Origin of the sequence: Mycoplana rhizolycopersici (assembly GCF_013378445.1) — a bacterium.
In the GTDB taxonomy this organism is placed as follows: domain Bacteria; phylum Pseudomonadota; class Alphaproteobacteria; order Rhizobiales; family Rhizobiaceae; genus Mycoplana; species Mycoplana rhizolycopersici.
Genome location: NZ_JABXYK010000004.1, coordinates 17,007 through 37,600, shown reverse-complemented (window position 1 = coordinate 37,600; position 20,594 = coordinate 17,007). Strand labels below are relative to the sequence as shown.

Annotated in this window: 17 protein-coding genes; 14 read left to right on the top strand and 3 right to left on the bottom strand. The window is 64.2% G+C overall.

Annotation, left to right across the window (positions count from 1 at the left end; all coding sequences use genetic code 11):
- Positions 1–31: 31 nt before the first annotated feature.
- Positions 32–1,084, top strand: a complete 1,053-nt coding sequence (locus HV823_RS07540; RefSeq protein ID WP_176949114.1) for an AraC-like ligand-binding domain-containing protein — start codon at positions 32–34, stop codon at positions 1,082–1,084.
- A gap of 19 nt (positions 1,085–1,103) precedes the next feature.
- Here the strand turns inward: HV823_RS07540 and HV823_RS07535 are convergent, their stop codons facing one another.
- Entirely contained in the window at positions 1,104–1,454 is a 351-nt protein-coding gene (locus HV823_RS07535; RefSeq protein WP_176949113.1) for a hypothetical protein, read from the bottom strand.
- A gap of 212 nt (positions 1,455–1,666) precedes the next feature.
- On the opposite strand from HV823_RS07535, the gene HV823_RS07530 reads away from it, so the two are divergent.
- The 10 genes from HV823_RS07530 (at position 1,667) to HV823_RS07485 (ending at position 15,446) form a co-directional block, all read left to right on the top strand.
- Positions 1,667–2,785, top strand: coding sequence for a cache domain-containing protein (locus tag HV823_RS07530; protein ID WP_176949112.1), 1,119 nt, complete (start codon positions 1,667–1,669; stop codon positions 2,783–2,785).
- Positions 2,782–3,849 carry a ligand-gated ion channel gene (locus tag HV823_RS07525; protein WP_176949111.1) on the top strand — a complete coding sequence of 356 codons (1,068 nt, stop codon included), beginning with the start codon at positions 2,782–2,784 and terminating at the stop codon, positions 3,847–3,849. The genes HV823_RS07530 and HV823_RS07525 overlap by 4 nt, the downstream gene beginning before the upstream one ends.
- A gap of 182 nt (positions 3,850–4,031) precedes the next feature.
- Positions 4,032–6,326: an FdhF/YdeP family oxidoreductase gene (locus HV823_RS07520; RefSeq protein WP_176949110.1), complete on the top strand. Its 2,295-nt coding sequence runs from the start codon at positions 4,032–4,034 to the stop codon at positions 6,324–6,326.
- The gene (locus HV823_RS07515) at positions 6,323–6,628 is read left to right on the top strand and encodes a hypothetical protein (RefSeq protein WP_176949109.1); all 306 of its coding nucleotides are present in this window, start codon (positions 6,323–6,325) and stop codon (positions 6,626–6,628) included. Before HV823_RS07520 ends, HV823_RS07515 begins: the two co-directional genes overlap by 4 nt.
- Before the next feature lie 132 nt (positions 6,629–6,760).
- Positions 6,761–8,029 carry an alpha/beta fold hydrolase gene (locus HV823_RS07510; protein ID WP_176949421.1) on the top strand — a complete coding sequence of 423 codons (1,269 nt, stop codon included), beginning with the start codon at positions 6,761–6,763 and terminating at the stop codon, positions 8,027–8,029.
- A gap of 162 nt (positions 8,030–8,191) precedes the next feature.
- A complete protein-coding gene (locus HV823_RS07505) occupies positions 8,192–9,151 on the top strand; it encodes a helix-turn-helix domain-containing protein (RefSeq protein WP_176949108.1) in 960 nt (319 codons plus the stop codon).
- A 284-nt stretch (positions 9,152–9,435) separates the two neighbouring features.
- On the top strand, positions 9,436–10,944 hold the full coding sequence (adh, locus tag HV823_RS07500) for an aldehyde dehydrogenase (RefSeq protein WP_176949107.1): 1,509 nt from the start codon (positions 9,436–9,438) through the stop codon (positions 10,942–10,944).
- A gap of 88 nt (positions 10,945–11,032) precedes the next feature.
- Entirely contained in the window at positions 11,033–11,413 is a 381-nt protein-coding gene (locus tag HV823_RS07495) for a DUF779 domain-containing protein (protein WP_176949106.1), read from the top strand.
- Between the two features lie 103 nt (positions 11,414–11,516).
- Positions 11,517–13,445 carry a sigma-54-dependent Fis family transcriptional regulator gene (locus HV823_RS07490; RefSeq protein ID WP_176949105.1) on the top strand — a complete coding sequence of 643 codons (1,929 nt, stop codon included), beginning with the start codon at positions 11,517–11,519 and terminating at the stop codon, positions 13,443–13,445.
- Positions 13,446–13,643: 198 nt separating this feature from the next.
- Positions 13,644–15,446 carry an NAD(P)/FAD-dependent oxidoreductase gene (locus HV823_RS07485; RefSeq protein ID WP_176949104.1) on the top strand — a complete coding sequence of 601 codons (1,803 nt, stop codon included), beginning with the start codon at positions 13,644–13,646 and terminating at the stop codon, positions 15,444–15,446.
- A 232-nt stretch (positions 15,447–15,678) separates the two neighbouring features.
- On the opposite strand, the gene HV823_RS07480 is transcribed toward HV823_RS07485, so the two are convergent.
- Complete coding sequence (locus tag HV823_RS07480) at positions 15,679–15,900, bottom strand: heavy-metal-associated domain-containing protein (protein WP_176949103.1); 222 nt, start codon at positions 15,898–15,900, stop codon at positions 15,679–15,681.
- A 73-nt stretch (positions 15,901–15,973) separates the two neighbouring features.
- Positions 15,974–16,624, bottom strand: a complete 651-nt coding sequence (locus tag HV823_RS07475) for a TetR/AcrR family transcriptional regulator (RefSeq protein ID WP_246300963.1) — start codon at positions 16,622–16,624, stop codon at positions 15,974–15,976.
- A 277-nt stretch (positions 16,625–16,901) separates the two neighbouring features.
- Here HV823_RS07475 and HV823_RS07470 point away from each other — a divergent pair, with 277 nt between their 5' ends.
- From HV823_RS07470 to HV823_RS07460, 3 genes are read left to right on the top strand one after another with little or no spacing between them, the layout of a single operon-like run.
- Entirely contained in the window at positions 16,902–18,125 is a 1,224-nt protein-coding gene (locus tag HV823_RS07470) for an MFS transporter (protein WP_176949102.1), read from the top strand.
- Positions 18,122–19,411: a D-arabinono-1,4-lactone oxidase gene (locus HV823_RS07465; RefSeq protein WP_176949101.1), complete on the top strand. Its 1,290-nt coding sequence runs from the start codon at positions 18,122–18,124 to the stop codon at positions 19,409–19,411. Before HV823_RS07470 ends, HV823_RS07465 begins: the two co-directional genes overlap by 4 nt.
- Positions 19,408–20,580: an alanine racemase gene (locus tag HV823_RS07460; protein WP_176949100.1), complete on the top strand. Its 1,173-nt coding sequence runs from the start codon at positions 19,408–19,410 to the stop codon at positions 20,578–20,580. The genes HV823_RS07465 and HV823_RS07460 overlap by 4 nt, the downstream gene beginning before the upstream one ends.
- Positions 20,581–20,594: the final 14 nt, after the last annotated feature.

Here is a 20,594-nt window from a genome sequence, read left to right as displayed (position 1 = left end):
TAGTGCGATCATCCGCACCATGCCGCGATCCATGCAACAGCAGATCCAACTACCCGAGATTGCGATCACCGCGGGGGCAGCCCAGGGCCGCGCCTCCTTCGAGGTGTTCGAATACGCCTGCGCCCCGGTATTCGACGCCTGGATGACCGACCAGGCGGAGAACGGGACCTTCGATCTGCAGTTCCACAGCGCTCAGATCGGCCGGATGATCCTCGGCCTCGCCGGCATGACCGGCGCGCACTACCGATACGAGCGGAACGAACGCAAGGTCGCGCAGACAGGGCTCGAACTCGTCCTCGTGCAGATGATCACCGAGGGCTCTGACGTGCGCATCGTCGATGGACGCGAGATCGTTTCGCGGCCGGGCGACATCTTCATCAGCGATCTGACGCGGACAATCGCCACCACCGTCCAACACTGCCGCAATGTCACGATCGCAGTGCCGCGCACGCTGATATCGGACAGCGAGGCCGATCTCGATCGCCTGCACGACAGGGTGCTGCAGGCGGACACCACCGCGGCCCGACTGTTTGCCTCGCACTTGGCCACCACCTGGCGCGAACGCCACAGCATCGCGGCCGGAGAGACGGAAATGGTGGCGCAGGCAACCGCTCAATTGCTGGCGAGCCTCGCGCTGTCGAACGCCGGCCGGGAAGACGTGCAGAGAAGCATTTCGGCCTCCGTCATCGTCCGCGTCTGCCGCTACATCGATGACAACCTCGGCCGCGCCGATCTCGGCCCTGACCTCATCTGCCGCGAGATGGGGCTTTCCCGGGCAGCGCTCTACCGCCTGTTCGAACCGCTGGAGGGAGTAGCGCGCCACATCCGCAATCGCCGCCTCGTCCGGGTCTTTCGCGCCCTGACCTCCCGGCGCGCCGAGGTCCGAACGATTGCCGAGATCGCCTACGCGCACGGCTTCTTCGACATGTCCGCCTTCATCCGCGCCTTCAAGGCGCGCTACGGGATGACGCCCAGCGATGCGCGGACGATGGCCGCGATGTTGCCGCCGGAACCTGCGGCAAACGGCATTGGAGAGGGCGGCAGCCTGCTCCGCCACTGGATCACGGCGATCGGCACGACCTGAAGCGGCAGTGATCCAATTCTCAGCCGGGCACCATCGACTTGGTGACAGTGACCGGGACACCGGGCGTCACCGTCCTGCATGCCGCGACCGTTCCGCCGATCAGCACGGCCACATTGATCGTGCCGGCCTTGGGATTGCAGACCCATTCCGCAACGCCGTCCGGCAGGCAATGGAAGACCTGTTCCCGGCCACCCGCCATGGGCTTTATCTTGAAGCTCGCATTCTCGCGCCAATCCGGGGCGACCTGCGCAATCGTCTCATGGCACTCGGCGATCGAAGCCGCCGGCTTCTCGTAGAGCGTCGGTTCCTGCGCAAGCGCCGGTAGCGAATGGGCAAGCGCGATCGTTGCGGCGACAAGTCGGGTCTTCATTGCATTCCTCTGTGCGGAAGGTGGCCAATCTCTATTCACGCGTGTCGCCCCGTGTCGATCCGCGGGAACGGGGCGACTTGCGATTGAGACGGAATGCCAACGAATTGAGACGCGCGCCAAATCCGCGCGCGTTTACCCGCCAATCGGCCGTGCCTATGGTCCCTTCAATTTGCGGCCCGTGCCGCCAGCCTCGAACTGCGCCGGACCATCGCATGCCCTTCGACAAATCGCTTTCCCTCGCCGCAGCCGCGCTGATCGCCCTGACACTTGCCATCGGCGGATGGGCCATGCAGCTCGACGAGCGCGCCTTGCTCTCCGACGCCCAGACGCGGGAGATCGACGTTACAGCTCTGGTCCTCGCAACAGCGATGGAGCAGTCCGCCACGCTCTCGGCGACGCAGGCCGAGACGGTCGCCCGCGATCCGGAGGTCGCATCGCTGATGAGGGCAGGGGATCGCGCAAGCCTTCTGGCGAAGAGCCGCTCCAGGCTCGAATTTCTCGGCAATCTTGCAGGCGTCGAGGTGCTGCATTTTCACACTGCCGACATGAAGTCCTTCCTGCGCGTCTGGGATCCGGATAATTTCGGACAGGATCTCTCCCGCTTCCGGCCGATGATCGTCGCCGTCAATCACGATCGGCGGCTGCGCAAGGGTCTGGAACTCGGTGTCCGCGGCCTCAGCCTGCGCGCCGTCTCCGCCATCACGGATGGCGAGCAGCTCGTGGGCACCGTCGAGGTCGGCGTCGACCTGAAATCTCTGACCGAGTTGGCAAAGGCTGCGACCGGCGCCGACTTCGCACTGTTTCTGGATGCGTCGGCGGGCGTCTCCGAGGACGGAACGGCGAGCGCCGAGACCGGACTGAAGATGGAGGCCGCCACCGATACCGGGCTCTTCCAGCGCCTGCGTGACGGCGGACAGATACGCCTGTCGCGGGATTCCTATCTCGAAAAGGTCGAGATCGGCGGACAGACGCTTGGCGTGATGGGCAGGCCCCTGCTCGACTTCAGCGGCCGCATGATCGGCACGATCGTCGTCACCCGTGACCTGACCGAGCTGGAAGGCCATCTGGCGCGCTCGCTTGTCACGATTGCCGCAGTTTCCGTTGTCGGATTTCTCGTCGTCTTCTCGACCGTCATGGCCATGCTGCGCGGGCTGCTGCTGCGCCCGTTGCAGAGACTGACAGCGCAGCTTCGTGACGGAAAGGCCGCGGACCAGCCCGAAAGCCTCTCCAGCCTTCCAGAGTTCCGCGAGCTTCAGCAAGCCGTCCGGGATGCCGTAGGAGAAAGACAGCCGGCGTCCGCCGTCAGCTTCCGCGCGGAAAACCGCCGGTGACGTGGGCCATCCGTCCCATGCTGGCCTTTATTTTGCCGGGCGCCTTCCTCATTGCCTTGTGGACCGCGGCCCTTGTGCAGGCTGCCGACCTGCCCCAAGGGGCTGCCCTGCCGATACGCGTCAATCTCGCCGTGCGGATGCTCGATGTCGTCAAGATCTCCGAGACCGCGGGCGAGACGTCCGCGACACTGGAATATACGGCGCGCTGGCACGACCGGACGCAGGGCTTCGATCCGATCGCCACCGGATCAAGCCGCCGGGACTTCACCGGCGACGAGGCCAAGCGCGTGCTCGAAACAATCTGGACGCCGCGCCTGCTGATCGAAAACCTGATCGACGACCCGCGCAAGGAGACGGTTTCGTTGTCTGTCTTCTCGGACGGGGCAGTTGTCCTGATCCGTCACCTGGAAGCAGACTTCCGCATCATCAACGACCTGTCGGCCTTTCCCTTCGATCGCCAGACGCTTGTCTTTCCCTTCGCCTCCGAGGCCTATCCGGCCGACGAAGTGGTCTTCGTCGTCGACGACCGCGACCGCGAACTCTCCACCTTCGCCGCAGCCCTGACCGCTTCGGACTGGACGGCGGCATCGATGCGTTTTGCGATGGAAACGTTCTATGGCTGGAACGCCCGTCCCTTCGTGCGGGCGAGCGCTAAAGTCGTCGTCGAACGCGCCTGGCCGCGTTATTTTCTCAGGATCTTCGTGCCGTTCGTTGCCGTGCTCACGGTGTCGCTGTTCATTCTCTGGGCCTCGCGAACGACCTTTTCCGATACGATCGGCATTACCTATAGCGCGCTGCTGGCGCTGGCCGCGCTCAGTTTCACGTTCGAAGGCAGCTTCCCCGGCAGCATGTCGGTCAATTCGCCGATCGCCTTCATGATCTCGCTCGGCTATTTCTACCTGATCTTCGTGCTGCTGGTCGACCTGCTGATGACCCGCGGAAAACTGCCCGGCGCAAGCTCAAACCCCTGCCTTACTGCGGAAGTCCGGGCGCAAATGCGCTATGCGCTGCCGATCATCTTCACCACCGTCTGCGTCTGCATCATCCTGCGCTCGCTGGCCTGACGACACCTCCCAGCATGCCGCCGCGCGCAGCGAAGTCGCACTCCGATGCGTCTTGGATCGCACAAACAGCGGCAGAATCCGTCGGTTTCGAGCCAGGTATCGCATGAAATTGATAGAACTTTCCTATCGTCCAATTAGGTCAGGCAGCTTGACCTAATTGGACGATGGTCAATACAGGAGGAATGGACACAGGTTTTATCGGCAAGAAGTCATCGGCCGCCGGCGGCTGGGGTGCATTGAAGAGCTGCGGAAAGCGGCTGCTGGAAAGCGGCACGCCGCTGTCCGGCGCGCGCGCCATGCTCAAGGCGAACCAGCCCGACGGGTTCGATTGCCCCGGCTGCGCGTGGGGTGACCCCGAACACGGTTCTTCCTTCGAGTTCTGCGAGAACGGCGTAAAGGCCGTCGCGTGGGAATCGACCGAGAAGCGCGCCACACCGGACTTCTTCGCGGCCACCGCCGTCTCGGCGCTGCGCCAGCTGACGGACTACGAGCTCGAGGCGAACGGTCGCCTGACCCATCCCATGCGCTACGACCCCGCAAGCGACCGCTACCTGCCCGTCGCCTGGGAAGACGCCTTCACCGAGATCGGCGGCATCCTGAAACAGTTGGACAGCCCAGACCGGGCAGAATTCTACACCTCCGGACGGGCGAGCAACGAGGCGGCTTATCTCTATCAGCTGTTCGTGCGCATCTACGGCACCAACAACTTTCCCGATTGCTCCAACATGTGCCACGAGGCGAGCGGGGTTGCGCTGCGCCAGGCCATCGGCGTGGGCAAGGGCACAGTGCTGCTGGAGGATTTCGAAAAGGCGGATGCGATCTTCGTGATCGGCCAGAACCCCGGCACCAACCATCCGCGCATGCTCGGAGACCTGCGCCGGGCGGCCAAGCGCGGCGCCCGCGTCGTGGTCTTCAACCCGATCCGCGAGCGCGGTCTGGAACGCTTCTCCGATCCGCAGGACAAGATCGAGATGCTGCGCGGCGGCTCGACCGACATTGCCAGCCTTTATCTGCAGCCGCAGCTCGGCGGCGACATGGCCGCGGTTCGCGGCATGGCCAAGGCCGTGTTCGCGGCCGAGGACACGGCGGTCGCCGCCGGTCTCCCACCCGTGCTGGACCACGACTTCCTCGCCGAACACTGCACCGGACCGGCCGACTACCGGGCGGCGGTGGAAGCGACGGGCTGGGCCGAGATCGAAGACCAGTCGGGGCTGACCCGGCAGGAGATCGAGCAGGCGGCGGAGGTCTATATGAACGCCGAGCGGGTGATCTGCACCTGGGCGATGGGCGTCACCCAGCACCTGCACTCCGTCGCCACGATCCGCGAGATCACCAACTTCATGCTTATGCGCGGCAATGTCGGCAGGCCCGGCGCCGGCCTTTGCCCCGTGCGCGGCCATTCCAACGTGCAGGGCGACCGCACCGTCGGCATCAACGAGAAGCCGCCTGCGGCGTTTCTCGACGCACTGGAAAAGAAGTTCGGCTTCGCAGTACCCCGCGCCGACGGGCACAATGTGCTTGCCGCCATCGGCGCCATGCTCGACGGATCGGCGCAGGCCTTCATCGGCCTCGGTGGCAATTTCGCCCGCGCCACGCCCGACAGCGCCCTCGTCGAGAAGGCATTGCGACGGCTGAAGCTGACCGTCCACATCGCGACCAAGCCGAACCATTCGCATCTGATGCCGGGCGAGGTCTCCTTCATCCTGCCATGCCTTGGCCGCACCGAAATGGACCTGAACTCGGCGGGAAACTCGCAGCTGATCAGCGTCGAGGATTCCATGAGCATGGTGCATGGCTCCGCCGGCATCAATCGCCCGGCATCGCCGCATCTTCTTTCCGAGGTCGGCATCATCGCCGGCATCGCCGAAGCGACCGTGGGCAAAGCTGTTGTCGACTGGCGCGAGCTGGCGGAAGACTACGACCGCATCCGCGATCTGATCGAGGCGACGATTCCCGGCTTCGAGGCCTATAACGAGCGGCTGCGCAAGCCGCGCGGCTTTCACCTGCGCAACACCGCGGCGCACAGGGAGTGGAATACACCCGGCGGCAAGGCGTCGTTCTCGTCGGTGGCACTCCCGCAGGAAACGGTGCACCAGCGGGCGCGAAGGGGGCAGGGGCGGTTTGCGCTGCAGACCTTCCGCTCGCACGATCAGTACAACACGACCGTCTACGGCCTCGACGATCGCTATCGCGGCGTCTATGGCGAACGACAGGTAATCTTCATCCATCCGGAAGACCTGAAGGCCCTGAACGCCTCGGCGGGTGAGCGCGTCGACGTCTTCAGCGAACATGACGACGGAATCGAGCGGGTGGCCCGCGACTTCCGTTTCGTGCCCTACGACATCCCGCGCGGCAGCATCGCCGGCTACTATCCCGAGCTGAACGTGCTCGTGCCGCTTGGCAGCGCCGGGGAAGAGAGCGACACGCCGACGTCCAAGTCGATCATGGTCTCCTTCCGCAAACGTCAGGCCGCGTGAGCGACCATCCCCTCGATACGGAGGCCTTTCTCGCTCTCGTCGAACAGAAGCGGGGGCAGGATACGCAGCGGACGCCGATACAGGCGGCGATCCTTACCGCGTTGGAACTGGGGATTGCCAACGACAGCCGCACATTCTCCCGCCTTCTCGGCATCTCCCATGCGCTCGTCCTGCGTGAGCTAACCGCGCTGACCGAGCGCGGCGACACCTTGCGCATCGCTACGCGGGACGAGCGAACGCTGCGAACCCGCTACGAGCCGATCGGCGAACCCGATGCCGGCACAGCGTGCAGCGACATTTGAGGGCAAAACCCGTGACAGCGCCCGCCCCGGTGTGGGATAGAGCCGTCTGAAAGTCCGCCGGTCGTCTGGCATCCGGCGCACGAACAGATCGAGGAGCCGCCCGTGTCCGTCCGCCACTACACAATTCCGGGAATGTTCGTTCGCGACCACCTTGTCACGGTCCCACTCGACTGGTCGGACCCGGAAGGGCCGACGATCGAAGTCTTTGCCCGCGAGGTCTGCGACCCGACGAAGGCAGGCGAGACGTTGCCGTTGCTTCTGTTCCTGCAGGGCGGGCCGGGCGGCAAGTCTCCACGGCCTGCCGGCGGTGGGCCGGCTTGGCTCTCGTACGCCCTCAAGACCCATCGCGTTGTGCTCATCGACCAGCGCGGCACGGGCCGCAGCACGCGCGTCGAAAGTGCGACCATGGCCGGCTTTGAACGCGGCGAAGATGCGGCCGACTATCTCTGCCATTTCCGGGCCGACAGCATCGTCGCGGACTGCGAATACCTGCGAAAGACGGTATTCGACGGCGTGAAATGGGAAACGCTCGGCCAGAGCTACGGTGGCTTCCTCACGCTAACCTACCTTTCCAATGCGCCGGAGGGACTTGCAGCCTGTTATGTCACCGGCGGGCTTTCGGGCTTGCAGGCAACGGCAGACGAGATCTATCGCCGCACCTATCCACGCGTGGCCGAGAAGAATTCGCGCTACTACCGCCGCTATCCGCATGACCGGGAGCGGATCGGCCGCATTGCCGACTTCCTCGCGGCAAACGATGTCCGCCTGCCGGATGGCGACCGGCTGACGGTACGCCGGCTGCAAACGATCGGTATCGACCTCGGCATGGGGCCCGGATTCGAAAACATTCACTGGCTGATCGACGAAGCCTTCTCAGGCGCGGCGCAAGACCGGCTCTCCGATCATTTCCTCGCCTCGGTGATGGCGCTCACCGCCTATGACGCCAACCCGCTCTTCGCCGTCCTGCAGGAAAGCATCTACGGCCAGGGCGACGGCGCAACTGGCTGGGCGGCCGAGCGCATCCGCGCCGAACATCCCGCTTTCGCAGACACCCACCGGCCCCTTAATCTGACCGGCGAGATGATGTATCCGTGGATGTTCTCCGAAATCCGATCGCTGCGGCCGTTCCAGGCCGCAGCCGAGGCCCTTGCGGCCCGCCCGCAATTTGGCCGCCTCTACGATCCCGAACGGCTGGCTGCCAATGAGGTGCCCGTCGCCGCTGCCGTCTACTTCGACGACATGTATGTCGACGCGGGCCTGTCGCTGGAGACGGCGCGGCATGTCGGCAATGTCGAGACCTGGGTGACGAACGAATACGAGCACGACGGCGTACGCCAGACAGATGCCGTCTTCACCCGGCTGGTCGAGATGGTGAAGGAACGCGGCGGAACGCGCCGATAGGCGTCGCGGCACGAACGGACGGGCCAACCCGCCCGGATGCTCGTGGCCCGACTGTCGCAATGTTGCGACAGTTGTCGCCGATGCCCGGCCGTTGATCGACGGGCAGTTGTTGCGTCGGAATTCCGATTGCGCCACAATCCGCCCCGGTTCAGGGAGGAGCCAATGCCGGGACACTCTGCACATGTAGAGCACGTCTATACGTCTGCGCTTCAGGGATCGGCTGCCGCGAGTTCGCCGATCGTCGCCTCATGGCAGCGTTGCATGACGGTGCATCGTCTGGCACCGGAGGAAGACCGCACGCCCCTGCGCCTCTCATCCCGCGAATTCGAACTGGCCCAGCAAGAATCCGGGCCGCTGGTTGCGGTTGCCGTCGATGAACTCGACCGGCTGTTCGCCTTGCTCGGAAAGGCCGGCTACTGCGTTCTTCTGACCGACCGCAGCGGCGTGGCGCTCGAGCGTCGCGGCGCACGCGGCGATGACAAGGACTTCCAGAGCCTCGGCCTGTGGACCGGATCGATCTGGACCGAGGCCAGCGTCGGGACGAACGGTATTGGTACCGCGCTCGCCGACGATCGCTCGGTTACGGTGTTCCGCGACCAGCATTTTCTCTCCTCCAATATCGGGCTGTGCTGCGCGACGGCGACGATCCGCGACCATCGCGGACAGCTCGCCGCGGCACTCGACATTTCCACTTGCCGCGACGATGTCGACGAGATGACGCTGTCGATCCTGTCGCAGGCGGTCCGTGATGCGGCAATGCGCATCGAGGTGAACCTTTTCCGCAGCGCGTTCTCCGGCGCGCGCTTCATCATGCTGCCGACCGGAGCCAATGCGGCCGCTGCCCTTCTTGCCGTCGATCGGCATGACCTTGTGGTCGGCGCAACGCGCGCCGCGCGCTTGGCGCTCAAGCTTGACGACCGTCGGATTGCCGCCGGCGTGGCTGCCGCCGATGCCCTCCAGGAAGGAAGTGCTGCGGCCGGCGAAGAGTTGGCCGAAGCGGAGAAGGCGGCACTCATGCGCGCCCTTTCGCGGACAAACGGCAACATCTCCCGCGCCGCGCAAGCTCTGGGGATGAGCCGCGCCACCCTGCATCGCAAGCTGAAGAAGCTCGAACTGCATTGAGCCGCGCTGCGAGCGCTAACCTGTCACGACCCGGTCGCTCGTTCCAAATCTGACGCTCCCGGCAACCGCCGCCACGCCGTTCGCGCAGCGGTGCCTGCATCCACGCCTTGCCCGCAAAAGCGTTTCGCCCACGACCGGCCTCCGCCCTCCATTGCCATGCCGAACTGTTTCAAACCTGCGACAGGATGGCCAGCGCACATGATCTGCCCCGCTGTTCCGGCGGCGGAAACACAAGCAGACTTCCCTCATCCGCTGCAGGCGGGACATGATCAAGGGAGGATCACATGCTGCATCAGAAGATCGTCGAATCGCCGTTCAAGCTCACCTACGGCAACTTCATCGGCGGGCAATGGCGCGAGCCGATCGGTGGCAGGTATTTCGAAAACATCACCCCGGTGACCGGCGGCAAGCTTTGCGACGTCGCGCGCTCCGACGAGAGCGACATCAATGCCGCACTCGACGCGGCCCATGCGGCAAAGGACAAATGGGCCCGGACGTCCACGACCGAGCGTTCCAACATCCTGATGAAGATCGCCCAGGTCATGGAAGACAATCTGGAGCTGCTCGCGCGCGCCGAGACCTGGGACAACGGCAAGCCGATCCGCGAGACGATGGCGGCGGACATTCCGCTGGCGATCGACCATTTCCGCTACTTCGCTTCCTGCATCCGCGCCCAGGAGGGCTCGATCGGCGAGATCGACCACGACACCGTCGCCTATCATTTCCACGAACCGCTCGGCGTCGTCGGCCAGATCATCCCGTGGAACTTCCCGATCCTGATGGCGGCATGGAAGCTGGCGCCAGCGCTGGCTGCCGGCAATTGCGTGGTGCTCAAACCGGCCGAACAGACGCCGGCCTCGATCCTCGTCTGGGCCGAGCTCGTCGGGGACCTGCTGCCACCGGGTGTTCTCAACATCGTCAACGGCTTCGGCCTGGAAGCGGGCAAGCCGCTGGCGACAAGCCCGCGCATCGCCAAGATCGCGTTTACCGGCGAGACCACCACCGGCCGGCTGATCATGCAGTACGCCAGCCAGAACCTCATTCCGGTGACGCTCGAACTCGGCGGCAAGTCGCCCAACATCTTCTTTGCCGACGTCATGGCCGAAGATGACGCCTTCCTCGACAAGGCGCTGGAAGGCTTTGCGATGTTCGCGCTCAACCAGGGCGAAGTCTGCACCTGCCCAAGCCGCGCGCTGGTGCAGGAATCGGTCTACGAGCGCTTCATGGAGAAGGCCGTCAAGCGCGTCGAGGCGATCAAGCAGGGCAATCCGCTCGATCCGGCGACGATGATCGGCGCCCAGGCCTCCGGCGAACAGCTCGAAAAGATCCTCGCCTATCTTGATATCGGCCGGCAGGAAGGCGCCCAAGTGCTGGCCGGCGGAGCCCGCAACGATCTCGGTGGCGAGCTGGCCGGCGGTTACTACGTCAAGCCGACCATCTTCAAGGGCCACAACAAGATGCGCGTCTTCCAGGAGGAGATCTTCGGCCCAGTCGTCTCCGTCACCACCTTCAAGGACGAGAAGGAGGCGCTCGAAATCGCCAACGACACGCTCTATGGCCTCGGTGCCGGCGTATGGACCCGCGACGGCAACCGCGCCTACCGCTTCGGCCGCGAAATCCAGGCCGGGCGCGTCTGGACCAACTGCTACCATGCCTATCCGGCACACGCGGCATTCGGCGGCTACAAGCAGTCCGGCATCGGTCGCGAAACGCACAAGATGATGCTCGACCACTACCAGCAGACCAAGAACATGCTGGTCAGCTACAGCCCGAACGCGCTGGGCTTCTTCTGATCCTCCCGGGCACGCGTCGATCCGCCGGCGCGCCCGCCTTCCCCGGAGGCAGCCCTTGGCCTCCGGGGACTTTTTTGGGAAGGTCAACATGGAACAGCTTGAGAACGGCGAGCCCCGTGTGCTCGCCACAGAAGAGGCGCTCGCCTTCATCGAGGAAATACGCAAGGACCACCCCGACATCCTGTTTCATCAGTCCGGCGGTTGTTGCGACGGATCCTCGCCGATGTGCTACCCGGCGAACGAATACCTGATCGGCGGCGGCGACGTGAAGCTCGGCGAGATCGGCGGCGTGCCGGTCTACATCAGCGCCAGCCAGTTCGAGGCCTGGAAGCACACGCAGCTGATCATCGACGTCGTACCCGGGCGCGGCGGCATGTTCTCCCTCGACAATGGGCGGGAGCGCCGCTTCCTGACCCGGTCGCGCCTGTTCGCCGGCGGCGAGGCCTGCGCCATTCCGGCCCGGCAGTAATCGGGCGAAACGGTGCGACGCTTTACATCGCCCCTTGATCGGTTAACTATTCGCGGCGGAGGAACGGAGGAGGGGACGCGCGCGAGTGCGGCCTTGGAGCTACATGTTCTCGCATTCCGAGCACATCCGTGAGATCGAGCGTGTCAGCCGCGGGCTACCCACCGGGCGCGACGACGTCGTCGTCCAGTCATGGCGGCGCTGTCTCGACCAGCACCGCCTCGACCCAACCTATGCCTGCGAGGCTTTCATCCTGCCCGACGCGCGCCTGCGCGAGCATCGGCAGCAATCCGAGGATCTCATAAGGATCGCCCGGTCGGGGCTGGAACATCTCTTCAGCCAGGTCGCGGGGCAGAACTACGTGTTGCTGCTTTCCGATCGCCAGGGCGTAACCGTCGAGTTCCTCGGCGACCCACTGTTCGACAACAATCTGCGCAAGGCCGGTCTTTATCTCGGCTCAGAGTGGTCGGAGAGCCGGGCGGGAACCTGCGCCGTCGGCGCCTGCATCGAAACCGGCGAAGCGCTGACGATCCATCAGACCGATCATTTCGACAACACCCATACCCCGCTCTCGTGTACCGCCGCGCCGATCTACGACACGACCGGCGAGCTGACTGCCGTGCTCGACATTTCCCTTCTCAGCTCGCCGATCCTCAAGGCCAGCCAGAACCTGGCCCGTCACCTCGTCGGCGCCACCGTGCGGCGGATCGAGCTTGCCAACCTGATGGCCCAAACCCGCCACGAATGGGTACTGCGCTTCTCCCGCTCGCCCGATTTTCTGGACGTCGACCCGGAAGCGGCAATCTCCATCGACGGAAGCGGGCGGATCATCGGCATGACGCATGGCGGCGCTCAGATCCTCGCCCGTTCGGTCGGTGCGGAGTGGCGCAAACCTGCAAGCCTGATCGGCCAGCCCGTGTCGAAATTCCTCAACCTGGAGGTGGACGGCCTGCCCGACCTGACACGCAGGAGGCCGACGCAGGATCGTCTGGTCTTCGCCCGCGACGGCAATGCGCTGTTCGCGCATGCGATCGAGCCGCAACTGCAGCGGCGCGTCTCGGCTTGGACGCGCAGCGAAATCCCCCAGCCGATCCGCCGCCTCGGCGGAGACGCGCCCGAGATAACGGCTCTGCAGGCCAAGGTGGCAAAGCTCTCCCGCACGTCGCTGCCCATTCTGATCCAGGGCGAGACCGGCTCGGGCAAGGAGCATCTCGCGCGCGCCATCCATGAAGGCAGCGGATTAAAGGGCAGTTTCGTCGCGATCAACTGCGCCGCAATTCCCGAACAACTGATCGAGAGCGAGCTGTTTGGCTACATGCCGGGCGCCTTCACCGGTGCATCGCCGAAGGGCCGGAAAGGGCTGGTCGAACAGGCGGCCGGCGGGACGCTTTTTCTCGACGAGATCGGCGACATGCCGCTCGGACTGCAAAGCCGTCTGCTGCGCGTGCTCGCGGAGAAGGAAGTGCTTCCGGTCGGCGGGCATGAGCCACGCCCTGTCGATATCCGGGTCGTATCCGCTTCGCACCGGCCGCTGCTGGAGCTCGTGGCGGAGGGCCGCTTCCGGCAGGACCTGTTCTATCGCCTCAATGCCGCCACGCTGGTTTTGCCGCCGCTGCGCGACCGCCCTGATTTCGACTGGCTGCTCGACCGCGTTCTCGAGCGGTATGCGCGTGATGGCAAGTCACCGACGCTTGCCCCGCTAGCGCTCGATCTCCTGAAACGCCACGACTGGCCCGGCAATATTCGCGAACTCGACAATGTGCTGGCAGTGGCCGTCGCCATCTGCGACGGCGATCTCATCGAGCCCGCCGATCTTCCCGACGGGCTTTGCCATCCAACTGGCAACCGTGCGCTCAAACCTGCACCGGGCGGAAAGGACGAGGGACCGGAAACGGGCCAAGCACAGGGCCATGAACTCCGCCTCCTGCTTTCGGCCTGCAACTGGAACGTCTCCGAGGCAGCCCGCCGCCTTGGCGTCGATCGCTCGACCGTGCATCGCCAGATCAGACGCTTCGGGATCGTATCGCAACACTGATGCCACACCCGTGGCGCCACAGCTGTGGCGCCGATCGTGCCCAGCGCAACGCTCATCCTCTCACTCTGCATTGAAAATATTGAACTTTTCTCTCGTTTCGCGCTGGCACGCCGCTTGCGCCTGCCTGATGGGAGCCCGTGGCAAGAGGAGTTGCATCCGGTTCCCGCAAGACGAAGCAAGCAAGATGGAGGAGATCACATGCTTGACGACAGCCCCAGCACGAAGGTCGACAACGCGCTCGCCAAACTGGGCCAAGCCTTGGAGAAGCGCGATATCGACGCTGCTGTCAACCTGTTCCAGGCCGACTGCTACTGGCGCGACCTCGTCACCTTTACCTGGAACCTCAAGACCCTGGAGGGCCAGCAGCAGATCCGGGACATGCTCTCGAAGCAATTGTCCGAGATCAGGCCGCGTCATTTTCATCAGGATACGGCCGAACTTGCCAGCGACGGCGACGGCATCACGCAGGGATGGTTCAACTTCGAGACCGATACCGGCCGCGGCTACGGCCATGTCCGCCTGAAGAACGGTCTCATCTGGACCCTGCTGACCACCCTGACCGAACTGAAGGGCCACGAGGAACCGAAGGGCGTTCGCCGGCCGCTGGGCGCCGAGCACGGGCATGGCAATTCGCGCAAGACATGGGCGGAAAAACGCGAGCAGGAGACATCCGAACTCGGCTACAGCACCCAACCCTATGTCGTGATCATCGGCGGCGGGCAGGGCGGTATCGCGCTTGCAGCCCGGCTGCGCCAGCTCGGCGTGCCGGCGATCATCATCGAGAAGAACGAACGCCCCGGAGACAGCTGGCGCAGGCGCTATAAATCGCTCTGCCTGCACGACCCGGTCTGGTACGACCACCTGCCCTACATTCCGTTCCCGGAAAACTGGCCGGTCTTCGCACCGAAGGACAAGATCGGCGACTGGCTGGAAATGTATACCAAGGTCATGGAGCTGAACTACTGGAGCTCGACCACCTGCAAGTCCGCTTCCTACGACGAGGGGAAGAACGAATGGACCGTCATCGTCGAACGTGACGGCGAGGAAGTCGTACTGCGGCCGAAGCAGCTCGTGCTGGCGACCGGCATGTCAGGAAAGCCCAACGTGCCGAAGATCGCCGGGCAGGAAATCTTCAAGGGTGAGCAGCAGCATTCCTCGCAGCATCCCGGCCCCGACGCCTACAAAGGCAAGAAGGTCGTGGTCATCGGCTCGAACAATTCAGCCCACGACATCTGCGCCGCCCTCTGGGAGGCAGGAGCCGACGTCACCATGGTCCAGCGCTCATCGACGCACATCGTGCGCTCCGACACGTTGATGGATATCGGCCTGGGCGATCTCTATTCCGAGCGGGCGGTTGCGGCGGGAATGACCACGCGCAAGGCGGACCTGATCTTCGCCTCTCTACCCTACAAGATCATGCACGAGTTCCAGATCCCGCTCTATGAGAAGATGCGCGAACGGGACGCCAAGTTCTATGACGATCTCGAAAAGGCGGGCTTCATGCTCGACTGGGGCGCTGACGGTTCTGGCCTGTTCATGAAGTATCTGCGCCGAGGCTCGGGCTACTACATAGACGTCGGCGCCTGCGACCTCGTCATCGACGGATCGATCAAGCTGAAGTCCGGCTCCGACGTCGATCGCCTGACGGAGGATGCAGTCCTGCTCAAGGACGGCACGAAGCTGCCGGCCGATCTCGTCATCTATGCCACCGGCTACGGCTCGATGAACGGATGGGCGGCCGATCTGATCTCCCGGGAGGTCGCCGACAAGGTCGGCAAGTGCTGGGGGCTCGGCTCGGATACGCCCAAGGATCCCGGCCCCTGGGAAGGCGAGCAGCGCAACATGTGGAAGCCCACGCAGCAGCAGGCGCTGTGGTTCCACGGCGGCAACCTGCACCAGTCCCGCCACTATTCGCAATATCTGGCCCTGCAGCTGAAGGCCCGTCAGGAAGGCATCCCAACCCCGGTCTATGGCCTGCAGGAGCGCCATCATCTCTCCTGACTGACCGCAAGAACCGCGGCCGGGGCGCGCGCCCCGGCCGGATTGTCCTTGCGGTTTACCCGAGCTTCAGCTGGCTGTCAGCTTCGCATGCTCCATTCAGGCAACCGGAAACAAGCGACAACAAACGCACCCCCGACCGGTTTCACGCGGCAGGTTCGACGAACCTGCCGCTCTCCACTAAGGGGGAGGGGCCGCCAGCCATGCGACGGATGCTTTCCCTTTTCCCAATGCGTCAGGCAGCATCGAGAGCGAGGGGTGTGTAACCCTCGGCCGCTATAGCCTCTGCGATGGCACTGCGATCCGCAGCACCGGAAACGGTCACGCGATGGCTAGCAAGATCAACGGAAACGTTGGCCCCGGGAGCGGCCGCTTCGACTGCGGACGTAATGGCGCGCACGCAATGGCCGCAGGTCATGTCTTCGACGGCGAAGGAAAAGGTCTTGTCGTTCGGCATGTGTCTCTGTTCCGGTTTCAACGCCTGCACCCTGAAGCGTTGCCACGTGGGAAGGTCAAGCGCCTTGCGCACGTCAAGCCGAATCGGCACAAACAAAGCTTGCCAGCTGACCGTGAATGATCTGCTTGAAGTCGACCAGCATGTTCTCCGCCTCGGCGGCGGGTAGCGTGATCGCAAGCCGCACCATGCCGCTGGCCAAATGGAAGAAGAGAAAGACCAGGCGGCCGAAGCGCTCACGCTCGCCTTCGGCGACGAGATGTGCCGCGCTTCGACAGAAGAGCTCCCCCTGCTGCCGCGTCTCGGCAATATCCATGTTCTGCAGTTCCTTGTCGGCCTGGATCGCGTTCAGCAGGTCCTGAATGGCGGGGTCTCCGGCCACACGCAGGTAGTAGCCGTCGAGAATGGTATCCGCAGCATCGCTCACGCCGGCAAGGTCGGAAACGTCGGCGAGGCTGGCGGTAATCCCCATGCGGGTCTCGGCGCTGTATTGCTCGTAGAGCATGGCGATGATCGCCGATTTGTTGGGAAAGTACTGGTAGACGGAAGCGATCGGACCGCCGGTCAGAAGTGCTATCTCGCGCATCGTCATGCCGTCGATGCCCCGCTCGCCGATCAGCTGCTTGGCCACGCGCAGAATTTCTTCGACGCGTTCCCGGCTGCGCTCCTGCTTCGGCTTGCGACGCAGGCGTTGTTCGAGATCACCGGCATCTGCCGACATACCCATGCCCACTCCTTTGCCCTTTGGCAATCGCGGCCATCGCACATCGGTTCGCCAAACATGTGACGCGCGAACAGCCATATTCTCTCACTAAATCAGCACCAACTTAAGGAAGTCTTCACCGTGGCTCCCAATCCTTGACAACCGGCAAGAAGAGCTGCGTTCGGTTTGAGCAACCATCCCATTTTCCGATTGACATCGACTGGTGCAGGCCTCACGCTCAAGCATTATCCGATACATTATCACATTAAACGTCGGGCGGTAAGGTAGGGAGGCCATCCGCATGGCGGCACGCCAGGAAAAGGTCCAGCAGGGCGGAGCCTGGATCGTCGGCAATCCCGGCGCAGCCGAGGTCGCAGCCGCCCTGTTCGTCGGCTCAGTCGGACTTCTCATCCTGGGGCTGCAACCGGTTCTTCTCGGGGCGCTATATTCCGAAGGACGGATGACCTTCGACGAGCTGGCTCTCGCCGCAACGCTGGAGATGATCGCGATAGCGGCCGGGTCTGCGGTCATGGCGCTGGCGTTTGCACCGCAAGGTCTGCGCCGCAAGGCCGCCTGCCTGCTGCTCGTACTTGCGGCCCTCAGCCACCTTACCGCCATAGCCGGATCCCCCGCCATGATCATCGGCGTTCGAACGCTCGCCGGCCTTGCCGAAGGCGGGCTTGTCGCGATCGCCACAGAGCTGATTGCGCGTTCTGCCCGGCCCGAGCGTATGGGCGGGATCTTCCTGACGATCCAGACCACGGCCCAATGCCTGCTTTCGATGCTCCTTACGCTCCTCGTCGTGCCGGCTTACGGATCAGCGGGCGGGTTCCAAACCCTAGCGGTTGTCGGCATCGTCGCGCTTGCCGCCGTTCCGCTTCTGCCTCGGCGCTACGAGGGAATTCCGACGGCCGGAAGGGCCGATGCGGGAATAGGCGGCCCCATGGCGCTGCTCGCGCTTGCGATCATATTCACCTTTTACCTGTTCATCGGCGCGATCTGGGCGTTCCTGGAACCTCTCGGGCTCGCGTCCGGCGTTTCCAGCCAAACCGTCGGCCTGATCACGGCCGCAGCGCTGGCGGCGCAGGTCGGCGGCGCGTTTGCCGCGACCCTCGTCGAACGGCGGCTCGACTATCGTGCGGCGATCACGCTGTCGACCACCGGCGGGCTCATTGCTGCAGGCCTCTTCGCCGCGCTGCCGGGCCTGGCGCTCTTCTGGCTGGCCGCACTCGTTACGGGCTTCGTCTGGCTCTTCGTCGTTCCCTACCAGATCCGCCTGACGATCGTTGCCGATCCAAGCCGGCGAACGGCGTTGCTGGTTCCGGCCGCCCAGCTTCTCGGCGCCGCGCTCGGCCCCGCGGGTGCATCGCTTCTGATATCCGGCGACGATGTGCGCGCCGTGCCGTTTTTTGGCATGACCTGCCTGGCCATGACACTGCTCCTGCTCGCGGTCTTCTGTCTGAAGGTCGGACACAGCGGCATTTCCCGATCCGCACTCGAAAACGGCAAGGACACCGCTGTATGAACCAGACTGCCACCGTTCCCTGGACGAACTGGTCGGGAAGCGTCGTCGCTCGCAAAGCCAGGGTGTCGCGGCCGCGCGGACTTGCGGAACTTGCAGACCTCATCCGCACCGCGCAGGGGCCGATCCGTGTCGTCGGAGCCGGTCATTCCTTCACACCCCTGATCGAAACAGACGGCACGATCCTCGATCTCGACCGTTTCCAGGGCCTCGTGTCGCATGATGCGATCACGCTGCGGGCCACCGTAGGAGCGGCGACGCGCCTTGGCGATCTGACCAAACACCTGCACGCAGCAGGGCAGGGGCTCACCAACATGGGCGATATCGACAAGCAGTCGATCGGCGGCGCGCTCGGGACAGCGACGCATGGTTCAGGCCTTTCGCTTGGCGCCTACCACACCCAGCTCTGCGCGATGGAGATCGTCGACGGCCGCGGCGACGTCCGGCGGCTGACGATCGACAACGACCGGGAGACGATCGAGGCAACCGGCGTCACGCTCGGTGCGTTCGGAGCGCTGACCGAAGTGACGCTGCAAAACATCGCCAGCTATCGCCTGCGCCGTCGCCGTTGGGTCGTGCCGATCGGCGACATCCTTGCGAGCTTCGACACCTTCATGTCCGCCCATCGCTCGGCCGAGTTCTATTTCATTCCGTTTTCCGGCCACGCGCTGCTGATCACCAGCGACATCTCCACGGCGGGCATCTCCCCCCGCCCGTCCGAAGAGGACGAAGAAGGCCTTGCGACGCTCAAGCACCTTCGCACCTGGCTCGGCTGGCTGCCGCCGCTGCGGCGCGCACTGATCGGTGCGGCCCTCGCGCGCGTTCCCGAGGAGGACTATGTGCAGGACTGGCTGAACGTCTATACCAGCGACCGGCGCCGCAAATTCAACGAGATGGAATACCACCTTCCGTATGAGGAAGGGCCGAAGGCGCTCGCCGAGATCATCACGCTCACGGAAAAGCGCTTCCCCGAAGTGTATTTCCCGATGGAGGTGCGCTCCGTTGCGCCCGACGAGTTCTGGCTCAGTCCCTTCTACCGGCGCAAGACCTGCTCCATCGCCATCCACCACGACGCGGCGGAGGATCCCACGGCCTTCATGGCGGCGGCCGAAGCGATCTTCCGGCGCTACGGCGGTCGCCCCCACTGGGGCAAGATGCACAACCTCGCCGCCTCGGATTTCGCATCGATCTATCCTCGCTGGAAGGATGCAATGGCGGTCCGTAGAAGCTTCGACCCGGACAACCGTTTCGTCTCCCCCTATCTCGCCCGGCTCTTCGGTGTTGCATGAAGGACGTGGCCTATTTCGGCATGATATCCGCCGCGCTCGAGGAAGCCGGCATCCATCGGCCGGCGCTCGTGGTCGATCTTGAATGCCTGAACGACAACCTGGCCCTCGTAGAAAAGACGATAACGAACGGTCCGGCTCTTCGCATCGTCGACAAATCGCTGCCGTCGCTGCCACTTCTCTCCCATGTGATGCAGAGGCTCGGCACCAACCGGATCATGACGTTCCACCTGCCGATCACGGCGGCTGTCCTGGAGGCGTTCGCCGACGCACACGTCCTGTTTGGCAAGCCGATGCCTGCCGCAGCGGTTGCGTCCGCCTTCGCAAAAGCGGACGGGTCGCGGCAACAGGCCTTTTGCGATCGCGTCACCTGGTTGCTCGATACGCCCGAGCGCCTTGCCCAGTACGCATCCCTGGCTCGCTCGCTCGGCCGACCGCTGCGCATCGCCTTCGAAATCAACATCGGCATGCAGCGCGGCGGCTTCGATACGCCAGATGCCCTGGCGCACGCCCTCACCCTTCTTGCCGGAGGGGAGGGGCTTCTTCGATGCGAGGGGCTGATGGGTTACGAGGCCCATGCGCCGGCGATCCCTGCTCTTTTCGGGGGACCTGAGGTTGCCCTGGCTTCCGCTCGGAAGCGCTATATGGGTTTCGTCGCGTGCCTCTCGCCCGAACAGCGCAAGATCCTCAATTCCGGTGGAAGCCAGACAGCCCTTGCCTATGCCGGGGACAGTCTGATCAACGACGTCTCGATCGGATCGGCCCTGCTGAAACCCGTCGACTTCGACAATCCTGCCCTTGCCGGACTGAAGCCAGCCCTCTTTCTCGCCACCCCGGTCCTGAAGGTTCAGGATACGCGCCTGCCGGGCCCGTCCTTCATGACAGCGGTCATGCAGGTGCTCGGGCAGTTTCCCCGCAGGGGCTGTTTTATCTACGGCGGTCGCTTCATGGCTGAACCGGTCTTTCCGCAAGGACTCAGGCGCAATTCGCTCTGGGGCGATTCCTCCAACCAGCAATTGCTCGCCATGCCCGCCGGCTGTCCGCTTGCACCAGACGATTTCGTCTTCTTCCGTCCCACCCAGTCCGAAGCCGTCTTGCAACACTTCGGTCCGCTGCAGGTCCTCGAATGCGGGAAGATCGTGCGCGAATGGCCCGTACTGCAGAGCGGATAGTCTGTCCGCGCCCT